At 46.9% G+C, this 1,655-nt stretch carries 1 protein-coding gene and 1 pseudogene; both read left to right on the forward strand.

The genetic code is table 11. The annotated features are described in order from the left end of the window. Positions 1-972 (forward strand): CmpA/NrtA family ABC transporter substrate-binding protein (locus RMO27_RS05285; RefSeq protein WP_309730073.1); only part of this gene is annotated, 972 nt, incomplete at its 5' end. A 286-nt stretch (positions 973-1,258) separates the two neighbouring features. Further along, positions 1,259-1,655: pseudogene (locus tag RMO27_RS05290) on the forward strand (nitrate ABC transporter, permease protein); the annotation flags it as partial.

Genomic DNA, 1,655 nt, shown 5'->3' on the forward strand with positions numbered 1-1,655 from the left:
ATTACCAAGGGCAATCGCAAAATTCCGATGTTGTCGATGGCACAGTTGAGTACCCAAGGCAATGGAATTGCGATCGCCTCACAACATGCTGGTAAAGGTTTCGATCTAGATGTATCGAAGGCGGGAGAATACGTTAGGGAAATGAAAGCTGACGGTAAGCCCTTCAAAGCTGCTTACACTTTCCCCCGCGTCAATCAAGATTTTTGGATTCGCTATTGGCTGGGCGCAGGCGGCATCGATCCGAGTAAAGATATCGATCTGATTGCGGTACCCGCAGCCCAGACGGTAGCAAGTATGCGGACTGGCTCGATGGATGGATTTAGTACGGGAGATCCTTGGCCGTCGCGGATTCTACGCGATAAGCGCAAGTATGGATTTCTGGCAGTTTTGACAGCTCAAATTTGGCCAGCACACCCAGAAGAATACTTTGCCATGCGCGAAGATTGGGTCAGAAAAAATCCCAAAGCTGCTAAAGCAATTCTCAAGGGAATTATGGAAGCCCAAATGTGGTGCGATGACCCTAAAAATAGAGCGGAAATGGCTGCTATTTTGGGACAACGTAAATACTTTAACGTTCCCAGCGATCTATTAATCGGCCCATACAAAGGTGAATATACGCTCGGTGCCGATCGCAAAACAGTTAAGGATGAAAAATTAGCAATCCGCTACTGGAAAGATGCTCGCGGCAGTGTTTCTTATCCTTATAAGAGTCACGATTTATGGTTCTTGACTGAAAGCGTTCGGTGGGGATTCTTACCTCAAGGTTTCTTGGGCGAAGCCGATCGAGTAATTAATTCAGTCAGTGGTGAAAAGTTTTGGCGAGAGGCTGCTCAAGAATTGGGCATTGCCAGCGCAGATATTCCTACATCTACCTCTCGCGGCATCGAAAAATTCTTCGATGGTGCCGAGTTCGATCCTGCCAAGCCGAAAGCTTATTTAGATAGCTTAAAAATCAAAACGATGAAGGCTTAATAATACCTGCTGAAAAGCTAACGACTGGAAGTCGTGGCTCATGATGCAAAGTCCGCCTGTCTTGAAAAGGTGCTCTACTTGCGACTCACCTTTGGACGGGTTCCCCGTCAAAAAGGGTGAGTCAAGACGGGGAAACCCCAAGACCGCACTTTTCGCTACGCGGACTAACAAACTAGTCCGCGTAGGCGGACTTCGTAACACGAGCAGCGGTTTCTAACCGCAGAGGTTATGGGTAGCAACACTGACTTTCGATCGATCTTAATTTAGTTTATTTTGGAGCATCATTATGACAACTGGCATACGTAAAAAATCATCAGGATTTCGGATTGGCAATATGGAAATATCTGCCAAAAGCATCAAGAAATATGTCCTGCCACCTGGGATCGCAATTTTCACGTTTTTAGCATTGTGGGAAGCTTTATCGGCTTCAGGAATTACCCTATTACCTGGGCCTTCCAGCCTGTTTACCGATCCTCGGACTCTTGAACTGGTGAAGTATCCTTTTTATGATCGCGGCGGCATTGATAAAGGCATGTTCTGGCAGACTTGGGCAAGCTTACAGCGGGTAGGGATTAGTTATACCTTGGCTGCGATTGTTGGGATCAGTCTGGGCATTGCGATCGGTACCAGTGAGATGCTCTCTCGCGCACTCGATCCTTTGTTCCTATTTTTAAGAACTGTTC

It is taken from the genome of Chamaesiphon sp. OTE_75_metabat_556, assembly GCF_031378165.1.
Classification (GTDB): Bacteria; Cyanobacteriota; Cyanobacteriia; order Cyanobacteriales; family Chamaesiphonaceae; genus Chamaesiphon.